The organism is Pantoea piersonii (assembly GCF_003612015.1).
GTDB classification, from domain to species: Bacteria; Pseudomonadota; Gammaproteobacteria; order Enterobacterales; family Enterobacteriaceae; genus Pantoea; species Pantoea piersonii.
The window spans coordinates 24,556-43,645 of sequence record NZ_RARB01000013.1 but is presented as its reverse complement, the minus strand read 5'-3'; the positions used below and the strand labels follow the sequence as shown (position 1 = coordinate 43,645).

Genomic DNA, 19,090 nt, shown 5'->3' with positions numbered 1-19,090 from the left:
AGCACGCTATGGCTGGCCCTGCGCGAATTAAAAGGTCGCGTTCACGCCGATATTCCAGCTGATCTGATGCGCGTCGCGGTTGCCGCCAATGGCTGACACGCCAGCGAAAGCATTTACCGTTTCGCCCAGCGGCACGTTGGCACCAACGGTGGCGTCCAGCCAGTTACTGTCGCGCGCGCCAGTGGTGCGGCTGAACGCGGTGCGGGTCGATTTCAGACCTGCGGTGACCGTCGAGTCGGTGTCGCCAAACTGATGGTTGTAACTCACCTGCGCCCAGGGATTGACCGGCCACTGTTGCGTATCAATACGCCAGCCGATAGCGCCGATTTGCGAGTGGCTGGTCTGGTCGCTGTAACGCATCGAGGTACTGGTGTTGCCCTGTTCGCGGTAGCCGCCGATGCGGCCATAATCGAGCGCATAGCTGGCAACCGGGCCGGTAGTGATATGCGCGCTGAGCGGCAGATCCCATCCGGTTTGTACGCGCATGCCGAGCAGCTTACCGCCGGTGTTGCCCTGCTCGGTGCGGGTTGCCGGGCCAATCTTCACGTCGCGCTGAATGTCGTCAAAATCGAGATCGGCATAGTGAAGATCCGCATTGATCCACGCCTGATCGCCCAGCTCAAGCTGGCTGTAGAGCGCCACCAGATTGCCGCGCAGCCGGTAATCGTAGCGTGAGGAAGGCTCCTGCCGCTGGTTGGTATTGGAGAAAAGCACGCCGGTCTGCCAGTTGTCCGTTAGCTGATAACCCAGACCCAGCGTAAAGCTGGCAGTAGTGGCATCGCCGTTGTAGAAAGCGTCGCCTTTATAATCCACATGCTGACCGGCATAGCCGCCGAATACCGAGAGCTGGCCTACGCTGCTGTCCTGGTGCCGCTGCTGTTGCAGATGGCCGTCCAGCGTGTTTTGCATATCGCGCGCCATCATTTGCGGCGCCTGCGACAGGGCGGCAACCTGCAGGGGCGCATCCAGAATCGACTGGATGTAGTCCGCTATCATGGCGTGTACAGCGGGGCTGGGATGGAGTCGATCGGCAAACAAATACGCCTGCTCGCTGGAGAAGCCAGCTGCAGTAGAAACGCAGTCATCCGCTGCTGTGCCAACCGGACAGGCCATGCCGATAGTGTTGGTCAGCCCGTAACGGGTCGGATCGGCAATCACCTCATTGAATAAACCGGCGATATCGACGCGCACGATATTGCCGCTGAGCGCCGCCAGTCCCTGCTCTTCCTGCTGATTGTAGCCAGCCGTCAGCGAAGAAACCTCCGTGCTCAACGCCTGCCAGGCGCGATAGAGCTGTTCCGCCAACGCATCGCGTACGGCGGGTACAGATGAAACCTGCGCCGCTGCCTGAGTGAAAGCGTTTCGCACCGCCTGCTGGCGTGACGCGGCATCGGGCGTCGCGGCGCTGTCCAGCGACTGAAAGGCGGCAGCCGTTGCCGCACTTGAGGCCGACCCGAGCACTCTCAGCACCGTTAAAATCATATAGGGTGTTTCGCCCAGCTGCGGCGTGGTTGGCACGATTACCGCGCCTGCGCCCGCATCCAGCAGCGTTTTGACCTGCGCCGTCGACGCCGCTGCGCTGGTAGCCAGCGTATCGGCTGCGGTGAACGGGTTGGTGACGGCGACGGCGACATCGTTTGCGCCCACCCAGTGAATATAAAGCCCATTGCTGTCGGCGCGTCCGCCGGTCGAATTCAGATAGCCCGTGAGCTGATCTTCAGTGTTAAGGGTAGGATCGAGACGGTGCCGTGATGTCGCGCCGCCCTGTGCATAATTGCTGCCGCCCAGCGTCGAACGCTGTAAATCCAGGCCCAGTTGCGAAGCAAGAATCTCGTCATAAAGCTGATGCTGCCCGCCATCCCAGGTAAAACGGCCAATATTGCCACTGTCGCTAAGGCTGTCGCCAAACACGGTAAGACTGTCCCACGCCAGCGCCGGCAGCGGCGCCAGTAAAGCGCCAAGGGCAGTGATGGCAGCGAGAGAACGCGCGTCTTTAGGGATTTTCATCATCGACTCCGGAAATCGCCAGGCGTTGCTCGCCTGGCCGCAGTATTTAACGACAGATGCGCTCACTAAGAGGCGCGCAGGTAAAAAGCGCCGCACCAGTGATGCGAACGTAAATAAAGTGTTAACAGGACGATTAAAAAATTAGTCAGAGAAAGAAGCTCTTGCCACTATTTCGTAAATATTTTGTCAGGCGGGGCTTTAGACGAAGCGGCAGATAAGCTGCTGTTGTGCCAGCAATCCTCACTGGCACCTTTTTCTCAGGCGGGCTGGATCTGGTAAATCCAGGCAGTGACCCGCTCGCCATTGTCAGTGTTCACTGTAACAGGCACACGGTCGTAACCTGCTTCAAATTCATCCAGCATGGGCCAGTGCTGCGACAGATCAGCAGACTGAAAAAGATAACTACGTACGGGCGATCCCTGCCTGTCCAGCTGAATCGCCGGAAAGCCCTGGGCTGCGCCCCAGCCCGATTCATGCAGGATGCCCTTTACCGTTCCCGCCAGCCACTCGCCGCCAATACTTTCGAGCATATGGGCGTTCGAACGCCCCGGACATAAGGTGCCATAGACAAACAGCTTTTCCATTTACTCCTCCCTTTTAAAAACGACAGTCTGACTTTACCGATGCCGTTATGCGATGTCATTCTCTGCCGCTGTCCATGCGCGCCTGCGTTACCTGATGGAGGCTCTGCGACGTCTCCAGACTTTACGGGGCAAAGCGGAGATAAAACCTGAGGCGCGTTCTGGCTGCTCTACTCACTACAGTGAACGGCCCTGTGTACAGTGGGCACTGCTGATTACAGTGAATGTTTGCAGGTTTATTCTTTTCCGACGGCGTACAGCCTTGCTGATTACAATCAATCTCCACTCTCGCCTTTGTTACATGCGCCCTGGAAGCCTGATTGTTTATGCGGCGAGCATTCTCCGCATGAAATATGATCAAATCAGCCAGGGGTGAAACATTCACTGTAATCAGCCAGAACGTATCAGTGCAGGGACAGAGAGAAGTGGTGAGAAGAAGATTAGCGCCAGGCTTAACTGGCGATTTCAGGCTGAAATGCTTGAAAATCAAGGGGCTTATCATTAAGCCCCTTTTTGCTGTTACCAGTGCGTTTTTTCCATGTCGATGACAAAGCGATACTTCACATCGCCTTTTAACATCCGGGCGAAAGCCGTTTCAATCTCGTCGCCCGCAATCATTTCGACATCGGCAGTGATATTGTGCTGACCACAGAAATCGAGCATTTCCTGCGTTTCCCGGATGCTGCCGATTGAGGTACCGCTAATGCTCAGGCGGCGAAATACCATCGGCGTGACGTTTGGCGCGGGATGCGGCTGGTCGGGAATGCCCACCAGCACCAGCTGACCATTAGTTTTCAGCGTCGCCAGATAAGGATCAAGGTCGTGCGGCGCGGCGACACAGTCGAGGATAATATCCAGCGAGGTCTGACAGGCCGCCATCTGTTGCGCATCGCGAGAGACCACAACCCGACTGGCGCCCAGACGGCGCGCATCTTCGCCTTTTTCCGGTGAAGTGGTAAACAGCGTCACCTCCGCTCCCAGCGCGCTGGCCAGCTTAACCGCCATATGTCCCAGCCCGCCCAGACCAATAACGCCCACTTTATCGCCCGGCTTTACGTTGTAGTGACGCAGCGGCGACCAGACGGTTACGCCCGCGCACAGCAACGGCGCAACGGCTTTCAGATCGAGGTTCTGCGGGACAGAAACCACAAAATGCTGATCGGTAATCACATGCTGAACATAGCCGCCGAAGGTCGTGCCGCCGGTATATTTATCCGTTCCGTTATAGGTCGGCGTGAAGCCCGCTTCACAGTACTGCTCTTCCTGCTGCTGGCAAAAATAGCAGTGACCGCAGGAGTCCACCATTACGCCGACGCCGACAATATCGCCCGTCTTGAACGTCGTTACCTTCGCGCCGGTGGCTTCAACGCGCCCGACAATCTCATGGCCCGGCACCAGTGGATAGCGACTGACGCCCCACTCATTGCGCGCCATATGCAGATCGGAATGGCAGACGCCGCAGTAAATGATGGCGATCTTAACGTCGTCCGGTTGCAGCTCGCGCAGTTCAACCTGGCCCGCCGCCAGCGGTTGCGTCGCCTGTTGTGCGACCAGTGCGTTAATTTTCATATGTTCCTCCTGATGGCTGCCTGAAGCGGCAAAGAAAGCGGCCCACTATAGACAGCAGGGAACCTTATTGGTAGTAGTTACCTTTTGGTTACCATCGGGATAATTCGTTATGCCAGCCTGGGTTGACGGAAAGCTGATGTTCTTTGCGGATTCGCCGCCGCGTCGGCTACTGGATCTGTTTGCCGTAAAGTGGAGCACGATGGTGCTTCACGCCCTCTATCACTGGCCAGCGCATCGCGCACGCACGGGAGAACTGCAGCGCAGCCTGCAGGGCATTTCCAAAAAAATGCTGGTGCAGACGCTGCGAGAGCTGGAACAGCGCGGGCTGGTGTCGCGCCAGGTATTTGAAGTCGTGCCGCCTAAGGTTGAATATACGCTGACACCGCTGGGTAAAATCTTTGCCGAGCCGATCGAGCAGATGTATCAGTGGGGGCTGGAGAATCAGGTCGCGCTGGATGAGATGGAACAGTGTCTTCAGCGGGCGAAACAGCAGGAGAGTTAACAGCAGGTTACCCCGGATGGTTGCATCCGGGGCAAGCAGCGGTTTAGCCGAACGGGAATTCTCGCGCCAGTACGCGGGCGATAACGTTTAACGCGCCGTCGTCGTTGTTACTCTCCGTTTTATAGCGCGCTACGGCGCGTACCGGCTCTACGGCATTCGCCATGGCAAAGCTGAAGCAGGCCTGGCGCAGCATTTCAAGGTCATTGGCGCTGTCGCCAATAGCGACGACTTCGCAATCGCTGATGCCCCATTTTTCCTGAAGCAACGCGATGCCGTGCGCTTTATGACAGCCAGGGATAATCAGATCGATAAAGCCATAGCCGCTCGAGACCGGATGCATGATGTTCTCGATTTCACCCAGCTGATTATGCAGTCGTTCCAGCAGCGCATCGACGCCTTCATGCGCCAGGTTCAGGGAGAACTTAAAGATGGTGTCGTCGATAGTGTAGAGATCGTCGCGTTTTTCCAGCCGGGCATAGTGGTTAGAGAGCAGGCTGACAACCTCCTCGGGGGCGGAAGAGTGGATATACGCGCCATTACGTCCGCAAACGACTGTGCTGATATCGGGTTCTTTAGCAAGAATATCCAGCACCTGATGCACGCGCGACTGCGCCAGTTCACCGCAGAAAATCTCTTCATTGCTGTCCGAAACCCAGGCGCCGTTTTCCGCTACAAAAGCGATTTCATCCTTGATTTCAGGAAAATAACGCTGCAGCTGGTAATACTGATTGCCGCTGGCGACCACGAAACGAATGCCTCTCTCTTTTAACAGCGTGTACTGCCGCAAAAATCGCTGAGCATTGTACTCCTTGTTATCGTCGAGAAAGGTGCCATCCATATCCACCGCGATCATCTTTACCGCCATAGTCATCTCCTTGCTGAGGCTGTTGTTTCAGTGATGCCCACTTAATAGCTAAAGCTTACCCGCAGTGTGGATTAATGAAAATTCGAATAATAAGAATGTTCAGGGCTTTCGGAGCTTTCCTGACAGAGTGTGTTCGCGATCACGTACCGGGGAGTTGCTTACAGGCAACAGCTGCGCCTAAACTTACGAACGAAGCACATTATATTTACAAATGAAAAACACTTACCCGCCCGCGGAGGCCAGAATGACCCTACATACACAGGCTACGCCGCTGCCCGAGGATATCAGCGCAGCCATTCGCACCTTTAAACAACAGATCCGTCAGCAAATTGGCGATGTCGAGGGGCTTTTCGCCCGGATTAGCCAACGTATCACCAGCGCGATTGCGGAAGCAAAAGCAGAGGAAAAGCATTACGGCACCGCCTGGCCCGTTGTCACGCAGGACGCAATCGCAAAAGGGCAGGTTTCAAGTGAAACCCTGGCGCGGATAAAGCGACGCGGCTGCGTAGTGGTTAAGCAGCAGTTTCCGCGCGAGCAGGCGCTGGCGTGGGACAGATCGCTGCTGGATTATCTCGATCTGAATGATTTCGACGCGCAGTATCGCGGTCCGGGCGATAATTTCTTTGGCAGCCTGGAGGCGTCACGCCCGGAGATTTACCCGATCTACTGGTCACAGGCGCAAATGCAGGCGCGCCAAAGCGACGCCACCGCGCAGGTTCAGTCTTTTCTCAACCGTCTGTGGCGTTTCTCCTCACACGGCAAGCAATGGTTCGATCCTGACGTCAGCATTATCTATCCCGACCGTATCCGCCGTCGTCCGCCGGGCACGACCTCTAAGGGACTGGGCGCGCATACTGATTCCGGCGCGCTGGAGCGCTGGCTGCTGCCCGCTTATCAACAGGTATTTGCCGCCATTTTTCACGGCGATATAGATGCTTACGATCCCTGGGATGCGGCGTGGCGCACTGAAGTGAACGAGTATGACGTGCCGGATACCACCAAATGTTCTGCGTTTCGCACGTTTCAGGGATGGACAGCGCTGTCAGATATGCTTGCCGGACAGGGTCTGCTGCATGTGGTGCCGGTACCGGAAGCGAGGGCCTATATTCTGCTGCGTCCGTTGCTCGACGACGTGCCGGACGATGAACTGTGCGGCGTTGCGCCAGGTAAAGTCCTGCCCGTCAGCGAGAAGTGGCATCCCCACCTTATCGACGGTCTCTGCTCCATCCCGCCGCTGGAGGCAGGCGACTCGGTGTGGTGGCACTGCGATGTGATCCACTCCGTCGCGCCGGTGGACAATCAGCAGGGCTGGGGAAATGTCATGTACATTCCCGCCGCGCCAGTGTGCGCGAAAAATCGCGCCTGCGCGCAGCAGGTGGCTGAGGCGCTGTCGCTGGGTCGGTCGCCTGCCGATTTTCCGCCGGAGGATTACGAAACAGGCTGGCGCGATCGCTTTACCCTTGCCGATCTGAACGATAACGGCCGCCGCGCACTCGGTTTAGCCTGAACATTGCCGCGCAGCGTCCCCTGCGCGGCGCCTCTCTGCTACACTGGCGCCACACTTTTCCGATAAACGGCACGCATGAACGCTCGTCATCAACAGATTATTCAGCTCGTTAATACGCGCGGCAGCGTGACGGTCAGCGAACTGGCCCAGCTGACCGGCGTCTCTGAGGTCACCATTCGTCAGGATCTAAACCTGCTGGAGCGCGACTATTTTCTGCGTCGCGTCCACGGTTCCGCAATGGCGCTGGACAGCGATAACGTAGGCATGCGTATGCATACGCATTATGAGCTCAAACAGGCGCTCGCCAGCCATGCCGCAGGTCTGATTGAAAGCGGCGAGGCGGTTTTTATCGAGGGCGGCAGCAGTAACGCGCTGCTGGCGCGCCTGCTGGCCGATCGCGCCGACCTTACGGTAATTACCGTCAGCCATTTTATCGCTCACCTGCTGAAAGACGCAGCGTGTGAGGTCATTGTGCCGGGCGGGCTATTGCAGAAAAGCAGTCAGTCGATGGTTGGTCCGCTGACGCGCTACTGCATTCAGCAAATCCATTTCCATAAGGCCTTTATCGGCGTTGACGGCTGGCAGGCGGAAACCGGCTTTACCGGCCGCAACATGCTGCGCTGCGATGTGTTGGACGCGGTGATGGCGAAGCGTGTGCCCACCTGGGCACTGACCGACTCGTCGAAATTCGGCCAGATCCATCCCTACCCTCTGTCGTCGGGGTATCAGGTGACGCGGGTCATTACCGATAGCGGGCTGAGCGCGGAAGCGCTGACGCAGTTAGAGGAACAGGGCGTGGCGGTGACGCGCGTCGCCCTGCCCTGAGACTCAAACCTTCATATGATCGATCAGCGCCCGTAGCTTGGGCGCCAGATGTTTCCGGCTGGGGAAATAGAGGTAGAATCCGGCAAACTCCGGCAGATAGGCCGTCAGTAGCGGTATCAGTTCGCCGCGCGCGATATAGGGCCGGTATGTTTCTTCCAGACCAAAAGCGATGCCGCCGCCTGCGCAGGCAGTACGGATCATAATGCCCATATCGTTAGTATTCAGCCGCGCATTGACCGCGACATCAAATTCTCTGCCCTCTTCCGCAAACTCCCAGCGATAAGGCGCGACGCCCGGCTCGCGCCGCCAGCCGATACAGCAGTGCTGCAACAGTTCGTGAGGATGGCGCGGCGTACCGTAACGCGCCAGATAAGCGGGCGAGGCTACGGCGATTTGCCGCTGACGCAGCGAGACCGGTACCGCAATCATATCCTGGGCGATAATTTCTCCCAGCCGAACGCCAGCATCAAAGCCCTGCGCCACAATGTCGAACTCTTCATCAGTAACCGAAATATCCACCTCAATATGCGGATAACGGATGAGAAACGTCGCCAGCAGCTCGCCGTTAATAAAGCGTTCGGCAATAGAAGAGACCGCCAGACGCAGCAGCCCGCGGGGTTCGCCCGCCAGCGCGCTGATATCAACCACCGCCTGATTAAGCTGAGATATGGCTGGCGCCGCCTCGGCATAGAGCCTTTCGCCCGCTTCGGTGAGGCTGAGGCTGCGCGTGGTGCGGCGAATCAGCGACATCTGCAGCCGATCCTCCAGGCGTCTCAACGACTGGCTAATTGCCGGTCGGGTCACGCCCAGCTTTTCTGCCGCCACGCGGAAGTTACGCGTTTGCGCCAGCGTGACGAAAACCTCCAGCGCGTTTTTATCCAGAATCATTGGTTAGCCTCTGTTACCAGCCAGGTAAGGAATGGGTGGATTCTCTTTATAAAGCAGCAGGCATAAGATCGCCAGAGACTTAACGACAGGAGCGAAACCATGAGCAAGAAAGTGATTTTAATCACCGGCGCATCCAGCGGCATTGGCGCGGGTATCGCACGGGAGCTGGCGGCGAGCGGCGCGGTTCTGCTGCTGGGCGCGCGCCGCGTCGATCGTTTGCTGGCGCTGGCGGCTGAACTTGAGCAGCAAGGCGCTGAAGTCGCGGTTGCCGCGCTTGATGTGACTTCGCGCATCTCCGTGCAGCAGTTTGCCGGGGTCGCGCTGCAAAAATGGGGGCGGATCGATGTGATGATCAATAACGCAGGCGTAATGCCGCTATCGCCGCTGGCGTCACTAAAGGTGGATGAATGGGATCAGATGATTGACGTCAACATTAAAGGCGTTTTGTATGGCATCGCCGCCGTGCTGCCGCCGATGCTGGCGCGTGAAGCGGGCCACATCATTAATATCGCCTCTATTGGCGCGCTGAGCGTCTCCCCTACCGCAGCGGTTTACTGCGCCACTAAGTTTGCCGTACGGGCGATCTCAGACGGTTTGCGGCAGGAGAATACCCAACTGCGCGTGACCTGCATCCATCCAGGCGTGGTGGAAAGCGAGCTGGCCGCAACGATTACCGATCCTGCCGCCGCAGCGCTGATGAACGATTACCGCGCTATCGCTTTACAGCCGGCCGCTATCGGCCGCGCAGTGCGCTTCGCCATTGAGCAGCCTGATGATGTCGATGTCAACGAGATTGTGGTGCGCCCTACCCGCTCTCCCTATTGACCCTGACGCCAGCCCTAAATGGAGATAACAAAAAAGGCTGCCTTGCGGCAGCCTTTTCTGGCACGTCCCTGTACGACCATCCATTATTTATAGAGTTCTGCGGTCATATAAACGCCGTCTTCGGCGCGCGCACTGGTAATTTTATAGCCTGATGCGCCTTCAGCCTGCGCTTTCGCCGCGATATGAGCTTCTGCGCTATCCAGCGTGCTGCCGTGTGCAGAGATGCTTTCTGCGGCGAAGCTGCCGAATGAAATCATAGAGAGTGCAGCGACAGTAGCAAGAGCAATAGTTTTTACGTTTTTCATGGTCAAAATCCTTCTTTTGTTAATGCGAGGCAACATGCCTTCGATGAAAGTTATAATAACGTTAGTTACTATTATCATCCTAACAAAAAGTGCGATTTTGATCACATTTCATTTTCCCTGAGCGCCTGTTGCACAGCACTTTGCGCATGGATTTGCGTGGTGTCAAACAGCGGCACGCTGGCATCGTCTGCTGTGACCAGCATGGTTATTTCTGTGCAGCCAAGGATGATACCTTCAGCGCCCTGCGCAGTGAGGCCAGCCATTATTTCGCGAAAACGCGCCCGGGAGTCAGGATTGATGATACCCAGGCAGAGCTCCTGATAAATCACCTGATGGATAAAGGCGCGATCGTCGCTGTCGGGCGTTATGACCTCCAGACCGTATTCATCTGTCAGGCGGCCATGATAAAACGTCTCCTCCATCGTAAAGCGAGTAGCAATCAGACCGACCTTTTGTAAGCCATGCTCTCGGATGCGCTCCGCCGTCGCGTCGGCAATATGCAGTAAAGGAATAGCGACTGCCTGCTGAATTTGCGGCGCGACTTTATGCATGGTGTTGGTTGCCAGCACCAGCAACTCTGCGCCTGCGCGCGCCAGAGCCTGCGCAGCCTGTGCCAGTTGGAGACCCGCTTCATCCCAGCGCCCCGTGCTTTGCAGCTTTTCTATTTCATCGAAATCCACGCTATAAAGTACGACGCGCGCCGAATGCAGACCGCCAAGTGCGCTTTTCACTTCTTCATTCAAAATCCGGTAGTAGAGAGCGGTCGATTCCCAGGACATACCCCCTATTAAGCCTATCGTCTTCATGATTGCTTCCTTTATCGCTGTTCATAGAATGCCTGTTATCAGAGCAGCTCAGACCTTTTTATGCCAGTCCAAAGGCTTTATACGCAAAAAAAACAGCCACCGGAGTGACTGTTTTAAATGAGCTAAGGTGCTTATTACGTTACGCCTGCTGCGGCCAGCGGGCCTGTGGAAACAGCGAGAGCCGCACGTTGAACAGATACAGCAGGGGCGCGAAAAAGCTACTGTCGCGCTGCGCCAGCGCTTCCAGCGACACCAGCAGGCTGTTTAACTCTTCAAGCAGCGCATTATGCGGCTGGGCCTGCAACAGTCTGATGCGGTTTTTAAGGAACAGGCGCAGCTCACCAAAAAACCTGTCGCTGCTGATGCCCTGTTCTGTCAGTAGCTGCTGATGCCGTACATAGAAGTCATAGCAATTAGCGCCCAGCCAGGCTTCGGTAATCAGATTGCCGCCTGCCGCAAGCTCGGCATCATTATCGATACGCTTACGCGGGAGGATAATATTGACCTTATCCAGCGTCCGCGCCACAAACTGCTGGCGCATCAGCAGCGAGGCGCTGTTTAGCTCGACGGCAGTGATGAACTGCAGCAACTCCTTTAACCCTTTGCGTAGCGCGCGTTTGGCCGTCCAGGCGGGACGCTTGTTGCGGATCACCGCGGTCACAATAACGGCCGCAGTGATCCCGGCGAGCGTTGAGAGTGAAGCATTCACTATAAGCAGCAGATTAGGCTTGAAATGGTGGCTCATCCCGATCAGGCCAGGGATCTGCGTCGCCACAATCAGACCAATCAAATTGGTAGAAGGGTTAGCAATCACCAGCCCAAGTGCCATTAGTCCTGGCGCAAGACAGAGAACCAGCGCTTCGAAAGATGTCGCTTCCGGTATCAGTAACGTGGTGTAAAGCATACTGATACCGATCGCGACGACGACGCCTTTAAGGAAAATCTTCATCGGCGCAATCGGACTGTCCATCGCGGCAAAGAAGGAACAGAGAACGGCTGCCATCATAGGAGCCGTTGCCCCATCTACCCAGCCACTGCCGATCCAGAAAAGGCAGGTCAGAAAGGTGGCAAGAAAGGCCGTCAGGCAGGAGAGCAGCAGCATGACTTTATCGACGTGTTTATGGCTGCGCGCCATTTTGCCCGGTTTAGCGCTTGGGGTCAGATCGCTAACGCGTTCACCTACTGTCTGATAGGCCTCCGAGATGCGGACAAAATTCAGCAGCCGCTCCAGCAGCCCGGTGAGCAGAATGCTCTCCTCAACAGGTAGCTCGCCCCTTTCCCAGTCCGCTTTCAGCTGCTGCTGCGCGGCAATTAATGACGCGTTAATCGCCAGCGTTTCGCCGCTGTGCTCTGTGCTGTTCAGCCAGTGCAAGAAATGCTGGAACGCTTGCGCGACATATTCAGGAAAGCGGATGTTCTGTTCCGCCAGCAAGCTGAGCCTGGCTTCGATAGCCGTAAGCGTAGGGATAAGATAGGAGAGATGCTGATACTGAACGCTGACAAGCCGGATCAGGCGCCGCGCCGCTTCACCTTCATAGACGCAGTGGGTAATCATCGTTTCAACGTTCAGCGGATAATTCGCCATCTGGATCAGGATATCTTCACGCTCCAGCGATTTTTCTCGGGGCATCACTGTAATCAGCTCGGCGCAAAGTTTCCTGGCGTTCTGATACCAGATACTCACGCTTTGCTCCAGCATACTGCTCATCGAGACCGGCATAATCAGCCGATGCACCAGGCTGCTACAGAGAATAGCAACGCTAATCTCTTCAATACGCGATATGACCGTATAGGTGATATCAGCAGGTGCCGTCACGTCAGGGAACCCCATAATCGCCGCGCTGTATCCCGCCAGCATGAATATGTAGCTTTTGGGCGTCCGATCGTGCAGTGACAGATAAAGGCAAAGCGCAACCCACAGCGAGATGCAGAGGCTAAAGAGCATCGGATCCTGTACCGTGGCCGGATAGATGAGCAAGACAAAAAGTCCGCCCAGCAGCGTCCCCAGGAAACGAAAGATGGATTTGGAGATAGTCGCAGCGGAGTAGAGCTGCGATGCGACATAGACCGTGGTCAGCGACCAGGCTGGCTTATCAAGATTGAGTTCTAATGCGATATAGAGCGCTAAAAACGCGGCCAGACAAGTTTTGCCAGAAAACAAGAGCGCGCTTTTTGAAAACCACTTCATATAGTGAATGGACCTCAGACAGGCATTTTTGGCCGTATCCTGACAGAAGGCCATGAGGAATGCTCTTTGATTATTACTACAAATTATTAACGTGCTAACTAATATTAAGCCCGCTCTTCTCGCTTTACGGGGCCGCATTATCCCCTTACTTCTTCTCTCTTATTCCTGCCTTTTCTGCCTGATCTACCGCTATGCCCCTTAAGAATAAGCAAATGTAATTCGTTATTTATTGGTTATATAGGCTTTTTGCTAAGGTTGGCTAAAAATCGGGAGACAAAGAAATGAAAATAAGCAAATTAACGTCAGGCATACTTTTGTTCGCGCTTGGTTCGCTGGCCGCCGTCAGCCATGCAGCACCTGAACAGGTAACTATCGGTTATCAGAAAGCAAACATCTTTGCGCTGCTCAAATATCGCGGCACGCTGGAAGCAGCTTTCAAAAAAGAGGGTATTAGCCTTCGCTGGGTTGAGTTCCCTGCCGGGCCGCAGATGCTGGAAGGACTCAATGTTGGCAGTATCGATTTGGCCGCAACAGGCGATGCGCCGCCAGCCTTTGCTCAGGCGGCAAAAGCCGATCTGGTTTATCTGGGGCATTCACCCGCTAACCCGAAAACCGAAGCCATTGTAGTGCCTTCCGCTTCCGGTATTCATAACATTGAGGATTTGAAGGGCAAACGCGTAGCTTTGAACAAAGGTTCAGACGTTAACTATCTGCTGATTGCCGCACTCAAAGAAGCGGGGCTGACTTATAAAGATATAACGCCTGTTTACTTACCTCCCGCTGATGCACGCGCCGCTTTTCAAAAAGGCGCGGTAGATGCCTGGGTTATCTGGGATCCCTATCTGGCTGAGGTAGAAGCCAGCACCGGCGCTCGTCAGGTACGTAACGCAGAAGGCCTCTTGCCGCATTACACCTTTTATCTTGCCAGCCGCAAGTTTGCCGATAGTGAACCTGAAACAGCAAAAAAAGTGCTGGATGAACTTAGTACGCTGAGCGACTGGGCGAACCAGCATCAGGATGAAGCAGCGGCGATACTGGCGCAGTCTACTGGCCTGGACAAGGCCATCTGGCGAACCACGCTGACGCGTCTGCCATATGGAGCGGAGCGCATGACAGACAGCGTTTTTTCAGAGCAGCAAAAACTTGCGGATGCTTTTACGCAAGCGAAGCTCTTGCCAGTTAAAGTTGAAGTACGCTCCGCGACATGGTCCGCCGACAAAAAGTAACTTCTTGCCCTGTAATAAGGGCAATCCTTCCTTTTAAAGCAGCACCCCTGGCGATTTCACCCTGAAATTTTCATATATTTACTTTTAAATTCAATGGATTACATATGAAATCGCACTGGAGAGCCATACAGGACGACTCCATAACTGGCCAATGCGGGATAAAACATCAGGTCAGGTTCTTTTAAATAAAGCATCTTTTCAAAAGGGAAATAGCTGGCGATTTCAGCCTGAAATTCTTGCAGAAAAATCTGTAAAACAGGGAGTTAGCGTTGAAAAGCGGATGGCGAAGAAGCGAGGAGGGAAAGGGGAGGATAAAAAATCCGGGTAGAGTAATACCCGGATTACCGGCTTACTGGTCGCCAAGATATTTACGCAAGGTATCAGCGATCACCCTGTCGAGCTCTTCCTGCAGCTCTTTAGACTGACGGTTAAATTCGTAGCTGAACATACGGCCCCGGATTTTTTTACGGGCAAAACGGTCTTTATCCGCAAAGGTCCAGAGATTCTCTGAAACAGGTTTCTCTTTTGCAGGCGACGCGATGAGCGTCTGACTGCCGTTGCGCACTAGCCGAAGGATATGGTTTTTAACCTCATCTGCCGCCAGCCCGTCACGCGCACAGATGCTATCAACATCCATGGAAACGGTTTCGATTAAACGCTCAATCTGCTGACCTGTCTCAGTGAGTTTATCAGCGGCCATCAGCAGCGCCTTATAATCGGGATAGGTCAGTTCAGAATGGTTAGGGAAAAGTGAAATCAGCTCTGCCGGCACGCTGGCCGCCTGCAAAGCTCGCGTCACTTTCGCCTGTGACAGGCCCTGACTTTCTGCGATCTCTTTTTGTGACAGGCCGCCATTTTTCAGCGACAGCAGACGAAGACCGACTTCACGCAGGTTGTGTTCGCGTGCAGTTTGAATATCTTGCGCCAGCTTGCGTGCTTCTTCAGTCGTAATTGCCGTTTCAGAAACCAGAATATCCAGTCCGGTCTTACAGTAGAGCGCGGCAGCGCGACGTCGTGAACCGTCCAGGATTTCGATACGTTCGCCACGCTTTATGCCGATAGCAGGAAAAAACTGCTGGAGTTTGATGGTGCGAATAATGTCGCGTAACGAATCCGGCGTCAGGCCAGCCTGGTCGCGTCCGTTGGTTTCCAGCACCACAAAGGTTTTATCTTCGATGTCGCGGGCTTCTATACGCTCCAGGCGAAATACGGCACGCTTGCCGGTAGAGAGAACAAAGGTTTGCGTTGGCGCGTCTGATGACACGTCAGTCTGGACAGGCGTCTGGCTAAAGGTTCTGCCGATAGTAATTCTTTTTGCACTCATAGCGACCTCAGTTCAGGCGAATAAATTCAATACGGTCAAAGACCGCTTTCGCAAAATCTTCTGCAGCGGAACGCGCATTCTTTAACGCTTCGCTGCTGCCGACGTAGGTGGAAGGATTTGCCGAGATAACGGTGTCAAAGGATTCGCCGCAGCGTTCAAAACCATCAAGACGCGGCAGAGCGGCGTCCAGCATATCGCCGCCGAATATCTCTTTCGCCAGGCTGTGACAGAGCTTGTGGTCTGCTTTATTAGACAGCTTGGACATAAAGCCGATATTGCCCTGCAGACGACAGGGAGCGCCGGATTGCTCGATAATGTCGATCAGCTCAGGAAGACGCGTCAGATATTTAAGGGTGGAATGGAAGTCAACCTGTGCCGGCGGAACGGGCGTCATGAGCAGATCGGATGCCGCAATAGCGTTTTTCAGAAAAGCATCCAGATGCGGGCCGCTGTCGATAAAGATGAAGTCATAATCTTTTTTCAGTTTGGCAATGACATTCTCGTACAGCACCGCATGCACATTCTGGCCAGCCAGATGTTCGGCACAAAGCTCATCCCAGCGAGAAGCGATAAACGCATCGTCAATTGAAGCCGGCAACACATCGACGCCAGGAATAATCGACGGCACGATAAACTCTTTTAACAACTCTTCGCGGCTCACGTTTTGCAGCATCGCCTGCGCGGCTGTGGCTTCGACAATCCCCACTGAACGCTCATGATTAAGGAACATGGTTGCCGAAGACTGGGGATCCAGGTCAATAACCAGAATACGCAGATCTTCAAAAAGCAGATGAGGGTGTGCCCGCAACGCGTGGGCGAGAGAGACGGTTGAAACCGTTTTAGAAACGCCGCCTTTCAGGTTGCCGACAAAAATCGTATAGGCTTCCGGATGGCGGTCACGGTATTTAGGAACACCGCGATGGTGATAGATATCGATGATATTTTCTATCGACATCGCGTATTTGGTTGAACTGCCTGCGGCGCGTTTGTCGAACTGATAGCCGCTTTCTTCCATCTCATTAACAGCATAATCAACGCTGGCGCGCGTCAGTTTTGGCAGCTTCGCCAGCGCAGCCTTGGCATAAACCTGGTAAAACGTATTCTCATGCAGCTCTTCTTTTTGCGCCTGAATCTGTTCTGTCAGGCTCAGCAGCATTCTTTCAGACCGTTGTGCGACCTTCAGCACCTGCTTTTCGTCGTTAGCCATACTTGCTCCACACATGTAGGATTTGTGACTTTATACATAAATCCTGCATGTCGGGCAAGAAAATATCTTATATAACGAAATCAATGATCAGCCAAAAATGGACTGCATGATAAAGAGATGCTGCAAATATTCACTGTAATCAGTAATGGCAAACGGAAGCATCAGGAGAGGGCAGGGGGAACAGATTCACTGTAATCAGCAATTCGTTCACTGTAATCAGTAATGAAGACGTTCTCAACCATGTGCCGATGGGTCTCGACATAACATCTTTCTCTGGATCCTGGCTAAACATTCACTGTAATCGGCAGGCGTCTTTCAAAGCATTCACTGTAATCAGTAGAGAAAGGCCGTCGGCAAGCTGTGACCTATAACATTCACTGTAATCAGTAGCAGAGTCGCCTGTCAGAGAGAAACGTTCACTGTATTTAGCAAAAGATTCACTGTAATCAGCACAACCAGCTTACGTTCACTGTAATCAGTGAACTGACTCAGTCTAAAACCGGTAGCAACGCTACGCAGGCGTTCGTACCCAGCAAACATTCACTGTAATCAGCAGAGGCAAAGGCTGCACGGACGAAGAGGTGCATAACATTCACTGTATTCTGTAATGCAGCATCACCTTCGATATGCGGGTAAGGAAGACGGCAGCGCCCTCACAAGGCGTTCGACGTGGAAGGTGCGAGGACAGGGAAGACAAGCCAAAGGTTCACTGTAGGCAGTAAAAGTAGGGTAAGGGACAAGCACATTAACGATGGCTCAAGCATTCACTGTAATCAGTAGGGGCAGATAACGATCATCAAAGAGCCATAAAACTTTAACAGAACGCCGTCAGTATTCACTGCAGTCAGTAAACCGGTCGAAGGAACAGCAAATTAAGGCTGAAAACCCTGTAATGTTCACTGTAATCAGTGACTGTAGCGAACCCTGTCACTTTTTAGCGCTTTGCCGATGCAACCATTCACTGTAATCAGTAAAATGATATTCTCCCTCAACCAAATCCTGAATAATCCCTTTTAATTCAAAAAATTAATTCATGCCTTTATCTGTCACCAGCGTCAGGGCCGTAAAAGGTCAGTCTCAACAGGTTCACTGTAATCAGCAAAAATGCAGCGTAGAGCTGCGGCGCATCATATTCACTGTAATCAGTGTAGAACGTATGAACGAGATAGCAAGAAAGAGGCCATAAAAGTAAGCAAGCGCTAACTATCTTTTAAGTATTTGTATTTAATGAAAATTAATTAGGAAAGATAAGATGAAGGGAGGCATACCGAACTGACGCTTCACTGATTACAGTGAATGTTGCTCATTACAGTGAACGGGAGCTGCAGCTGATTACAGTGAACAACACCAGGAAAAGGTCACTGTCACGTTTTGGCTAAAAAGTGACAGTGCCACATACCGCCCACTGATTACAGTGAACGTTGCTCATGACTCATCAAAATCGATCTCGTCGAGAGAGTCGATACTCTCTAGCGTGCTGATTCCATCCAGTTTTGGCGTGCGGCTGTGGATGATAAAAAAGACTGAGCGACCGCGTTTTACCTCGGAATAGTCGAGATAGCCGATCTCTTTCAGTTGTTCCATTGCGCGGCGCACTACGTGGTTCTGCGTCGTGGTTTTCGAACCAAGATTCAGGCGCATACGCAGGCGCGCCAGCGAAATAGGGGCCGGATTAGTTGGCAGGCTTTCAAGAAAGGTATAGAGCGCCTGCGCAGATTCTTTGCGCTTGAGCCGCGATATGGCCCTGAGCTGCAGCAGAACTTTATGGTCGAAATTATAGAGCTCAAACAGCTTGGGATCGGCCTGAATGCGGACCACATCTTTTTCCCGGTCATAGTAGGCCGACTGCACAAGGTGCGTATGGTAAGCCTTGCCATTTCCTTCGAAGGATAGCGTGTTGGTAGCAATGCGACGCAGGGAAGCATCCAGCCTTTTACGCAACGCCGCTGACGAGTTGGCAGAAGGAATGCCGCACATCTTGACGAAATCGATAAAGGGCAGGGTTACGGTATCGCCTTTCGTGGGATAACGTGAGAAGGACTGAATAATGCCTGCCCAGGTCTTGAAATCGTTATCCATATCCAGCCTGGCGCCAGTGATGGTAATCTTTTCGTAGCCTTCGGCTTTCACTAATGACAGGTTCTTCAGCTCTTTTGTCGCATCAGTAGAGGCCATTGCGCCTGATTTACCGCGCGCCGTTGATTTCAGTGTCGGGACAAACAGTCCCAGACGCATCAAAGCGACGGGCTGAACAGTATTATTCTTATTGGGATGAAGCTGAATAACTTCACCGCTGTTTTTGGTCACCGACAGAAAAGGTTCAAGTAACGCTTTGTTTTCACTCTCTTTATCTGCCATAGCATGAGATCTTCATTCTGTGGATGAAAGGGATCGTTTTCTGATTACAGTGAACACTATCACTGTTTACAGTGAACATTCTACAGTGTGTAGTGAATAAAGTACTG

16 protein-coding genes are annotated in these 19,090 nt (G+C 53.8%); 5 read left to right on the top strand and 11 right to left on the bottom strand.

The genetic code is table 11. The annotated features are described in order from the left end of the window. Positions 1-27 precede the first annotated feature (27 nt). From D7S44_RS21845 to D7S44_RS21835, 3 genes are all read right to left on the bottom strand, one after another. Complete coding sequence (locus D7S44_RS21845) at positions 28-2,007, bottom strand: autotransporter outer membrane beta-barrel domain-containing protein (protein ID WP_120458324.1); 1,980 nt, start codon at positions 2,005-2,007, stop codon at positions 28-30. 257 nt (positions 2,008-2,264) lie between these two features. Next, positions 2,265-2,591 (bottom strand): gamma-glutamylcyclotransferase family protein, encoded by a 327-nt coding sequence (locus tag D7S44_RS21840; RefSeq protein ID WP_120458323.1) that lies wholly within the window; start codon positions 2,589-2,591, stop codon positions 2,265-2,267. 516 nt (positions 2,592-3,107) lie between these two features. Next, positions 3,108-4,157 carry an NAD(P)-dependent alcohol dehydrogenase gene (locus D7S44_RS21835; RefSeq protein ID WP_120458322.1) on the bottom strand — a complete coding sequence of 350 codons (1,050 nt, stop codon included), beginning with the start codon at positions 4,155-4,157 and terminating at the stop codon, positions 3,108-3,110. 109 nt (positions 4,158-4,266) lie between these two features. On the opposite strand from D7S44_RS21835, the gene D7S44_RS21830 reads away from it, so the two are divergent. Further along, the gene (locus tag D7S44_RS21830) at positions 4,267-4,659 is read left to right on the top strand and encodes a winged helix-turn-helix transcriptional regulator (protein WP_120458321.1); all 393 of its coding nucleotides are present in this window, start codon (positions 4,267-4,269) and stop codon (positions 4,657-4,659) included. A 43-nt stretch (positions 4,660-4,702) separates the two neighbouring features. Here D7S44_RS21830 and D7S44_RS21825 read toward each other — a convergent pair whose 3' ends face one another. Beyond that, positions 4,703-5,524 (bottom strand): Cof-type HAD-IIB family hydrolase, encoded by an 822-nt coding sequence (locus tag D7S44_RS21825; protein ID WP_120458320.1) that lies wholly within the window; start codon positions 5,522-5,524, stop codon positions 4,703-4,705. A gap of 244 nt (positions 5,525-5,768) precedes the next feature. Here D7S44_RS21825 and D7S44_RS21820 point away from each other — a divergent pair, with 244 nt between their 5' ends. Both D7S44_RS21820 and D7S44_RS21815 read left to right on the top strand, forming a co-directional pair. Then, the gene (locus D7S44_RS21820; RefSeq protein ID WP_120458319.1) at positions 5,769-7,031 is read left to right on the top strand and encodes a DUF1479 domain-containing protein; all 1,263 of its coding nucleotides are present in this window, start codon (positions 5,769-5,771) and stop codon (positions 7,029-7,031) included. Between the two features lie 75 nt (positions 7,032-7,106). Then, complete coding sequence (locus tag D7S44_RS21815) at positions 7,107-7,856, top strand: DeoR/GlpR family DNA-binding transcription regulator (RefSeq protein WP_120458318.1); 750 nt, start codon at positions 7,107-7,109, stop codon at positions 7,854-7,856. 3 nt (positions 7,857-7,859) lie between these two features. Here D7S44_RS21815 and D7S44_RS21810 read toward each other — a convergent pair whose 3' ends face one another. Further along, positions 7,860-8,744 (bottom strand): LysR family transcriptional regulator, encoded by an 885-nt coding sequence (locus D7S44_RS21810; protein WP_120458317.1) that lies wholly within the window; start codon positions 8,742-8,744, stop codon positions 7,860-7,862. A 99-nt stretch (positions 8,745-8,843) separates the two neighbouring features. Here D7S44_RS21810 and D7S44_RS21805 point away from each other — a divergent pair, with 99 nt between their 5' ends. Next, entirely contained in the window at positions 8,844-9,569 is a 726-nt protein-coding gene (locus D7S44_RS21805; RefSeq protein ID WP_120458316.1) for an SDR family oxidoreductase, read from the top strand. Positions 9,570-9,652: 83 nt separating this feature from the next. Here the strand turns inward: D7S44_RS21805 and D7S44_RS21800 are convergent, their stop codons facing one another. The 3 genes from D7S44_RS21800 to D7S44_RS21790 all read right to left on the bottom strand — a co-directional run bounded on the left by D7S44_RS21800 (position 9,653) and on the right by D7S44_RS21790 (position 12,868). Then, the gene (locus tag D7S44_RS21800; protein WP_120458315.1) at positions 9,653-9,874 is read right to left on the bottom strand and encodes a YdgH/BhsA/McbA-like domain containing protein; all 222 of its coding nucleotides are present in this window, start codon (positions 9,872-9,874) and stop codon (positions 9,653-9,655) included. A 101-nt stretch (positions 9,875-9,975) separates the two neighbouring features. Then, entirely contained in the window at positions 9,976-10,680 is a 705-nt protein-coding gene (locus tag D7S44_RS21795; RefSeq protein ID WP_120458314.1) for an aspartate/glutamate racemase family protein, read from the bottom strand. A gap of 139 nt (positions 10,681-10,819) precedes the next feature. Beyond that, entirely contained in the window at positions 10,820-12,868 is a 2,049-nt protein-coding gene (locus D7S44_RS21790) for an FUSC family protein (RefSeq protein ID WP_120458341.1), read from the bottom strand. A 281-nt stretch (positions 12,869-13,149) separates the two neighbouring features. Here D7S44_RS21790 and D7S44_RS21785 point away from each other — a divergent pair, with 281 nt between their 5' ends. Continuing rightward, a complete protein-coding gene (locus D7S44_RS21785) occupies positions 13,150-14,094 on the top strand; it encodes a sulfonate ABC transporter substrate-binding protein (RefSeq protein ID WP_120458313.1) in 945 nt (314 codons plus the stop codon). A gap of 349 nt (positions 14,095-14,443) precedes the next feature. On the opposite strand, the gene D7S44_RS21780 is transcribed toward D7S44_RS21785, so the two are convergent. The 3 genes from D7S44_RS21780 to D7S44_RS21770 form a co-directional block, all read right to left on the bottom strand. Next, positions 14,444-15,418, bottom strand: a complete 975-nt coding sequence (locus D7S44_RS21780; protein WP_120458312.1) for a ParB family protein — start codon at positions 15,416-15,418, stop codon at positions 14,444-14,446. Positions 15,419-15,425: 7 nt separating this feature from the next. Then, complete coding sequence (locus tag D7S44_RS21775) at positions 15,426-16,625, bottom strand: AAA family ATPase (protein WP_120458311.1); 1,200 nt, start codon at positions 16,623-16,625, stop codon at positions 15,426-15,428. Between the two features lie 1,425 nt (positions 16,626-18,050). Beyond that, a complete protein-coding gene (locus tag D7S44_RS21770; protein ID WP_120458310.1) occupies positions 18,051-18,983 on the bottom strand; it encodes a RepB family plasmid replication initiator protein in 933 nt (310 codons plus the stop codon). Between the last annotated feature and the right edge of the window lie 107 nt (positions 18,984-19,090).

Coding starts and splice junctions, on each gene's coding strand:
- D7S44_RS21805 (WP_120458316.1), top strand. CDS start 8,844: ATGAGCAAGAAAGTGATTTTAATCACCGGCGCATCCAGCGGCATTGGC.
- D7S44_RS21835 (WP_120458322.1), bottom strand. CDS start 4,157: ATGAAAATTAACGCACTGGTCGCACAACAGGCGACGCAACCGCTGGCG.
- D7S44_RS21840 (WP_120458323.1), bottom strand. CDS start 2,591: ATGGAAAAGCTGTTTGTCTATGGCACCTTATGTCCGGGGCGTTCGAAC.
- D7S44_RS21780 (WP_120458312.1), bottom strand. CDS start 15,418: ATGAGTGCAAAAAGAATTACTATCGGCAGAACCTTTAGCCAGACGCCT.
- D7S44_RS21795 (WP_120458314.1), bottom strand. CDS start 10,680: ATGAAGACGATAGGCTTAATAGGGGGTATGTCCTGGGAATCGACCGCT.
- D7S44_RS21810 (WP_120458317.1), bottom strand. CDS start 8,744: ATGATTCTGGATAAAAACGCGCTGGAGGTTTTCGTCACGCTGGCGCAA.
- D7S44_RS21790 (WP_120458341.1), bottom strand. CDS start 12,868: ATGAAGTGGTTTTCAAAAAGCGCGCTCTTGTTTTCTGGCAAAACTTGT.
- D7S44_RS21770 (WP_120458310.1), bottom strand. CDS start 18,983: ATGGCAGATAAAGAGAGTGAAAACAAAGCGTTACTTGAACCTTTTCTG.
- D7S44_RS21815 (WP_120458318.1), top strand. CDS start 7,107: ATGAACGCTCGTCATCAACAGATTATTCAGCTCGTTAATACGCGCGGC.
- D7S44_RS21785 (WP_120458313.1), top strand. CDS start 13,150: ATGAAAATAAGCAAATTAACGTCAGGCATACTTTTGTTCGCGCTTGGT.
- D7S44_RS21845 (WP_120458324.1), bottom strand. CDS start 2,007: ATGAAAATCCCTAAAGACGCGCGTTCTCTCGCTGCCATCACTGCCCTT.
- D7S44_RS21830 (WP_120458321.1), top strand. CDS start 4,267: ATGCCAGCCTGGGTTGACGGAAAGCTGATGTTCTTTGCGGATTCGCCG.
- D7S44_RS21820 (WP_120458319.1), top strand. CDS start 5,769: ATGACCCTACATACACAGGCTACGCCGCTGCCCGAGGATATCAGCGCA.
- D7S44_RS21825 (WP_120458320.1), bottom strand. CDS start 5,524: ATGGCGGTAAAGATGATCGCGGTGGATATGGATGGCACCTTTCTCGAC.
- D7S44_RS21775 (WP_120458311.1), bottom strand. CDS start 16,625: ATGGCTAACGACGAAAAGCAGGTGCTGAAGGTCGCACAACGGTCTGAA.
- D7S44_RS21800 (WP_120458315.1), bottom strand. CDS start 9,874: ATGAAAAACGTAAAAACTATTGCTCTTGCTACTGTCGCTGCACTCTCT.